1 pseudogene is annotated in these 896 nt (G+C 50.1%); it reads right to left on the minus strand.

Features of this window, described 5'->3' with window-relative positions:
- Positions 1-896 (minus strand): annotated as a pseudogene (rpoB, locus tag ASC50_RS01665) (DNA-directed RNA polymerase subunit beta); the annotation flags it as partial.

Genomic DNA, 896 nt, shown 5'->3' on the forward strand with positions numbered 1-896 from the left:
GAGTGTAACTTCCTGACTAACTCGGTTTTAAGTGCCGCTTGTTTGACTTCATATTCTTCGTCAATCTGCGGAAGCAGTACTTTGTGACCCAATTTGCTTTTGCCGGTAGCGGTCTTTTTCGCCGCCGCTTTGGAAAACAAATTGCGACCAATCACCACGCCTCGCAACGATGGAGTAGCCCTCAACGAAGCATCTTTCACATCGCCCGCCTTGTCGCCAAAGATGGCACGCAGCAGTTTTTCTTCGGGCGACGGGTCGGTTTCGCCTTTCGGCGTAATCTTACCAATCAAAATATCACCCGGCTCCACATGCGCACCGATGCGAATCATACCGGTGTCGTCCAAATCTTTGGTGATGTCTTCGCTAACATTTGGAATGTCGTTGGTGAGTTCTTCCATCCCGCGTTTTGTTTCGCGAACTTCCAAAATATATTCGTCCACGTGCACGGAGGTGAAGATGTCTTCACGCACCACACGCTCGCTAATCACAATAGCATCCTCAAAATTGTAACCCTTCCAAGGCATGAACGCCACTTTCAGGTTGCGACCGATAGCCAATTCGCCGTTTTCGGTGGAATAGCCCTCTGTCAACATCTGGTCTTTCACGACACGCTGACCCACTTTGCAAATCGGACGCAAATCAAGCGTAGTGCTCTGGTTCGTTTTGCGGAACTTCGGCACAAGGTACGACTTAACAGCCGTATCAAAACTCACAAAGTCCTCATCCTCAGTGCGGTCATACTTAATATCAATGCGAGTAGCATCCACATAAACCACTTCTCCCGACCCTTCGGCGGTGATTTGTGTACGCGAATCCTGTATCAAATTGGCTTCAATGCCCGTCCCCACAATCGGCGCTTCGGAGCGCAACAAGGGCACTGCCTGGCGCATCATGTT

The organism is Candidatus Symbiothrix dinenymphae, assembly GCF_001431085.1.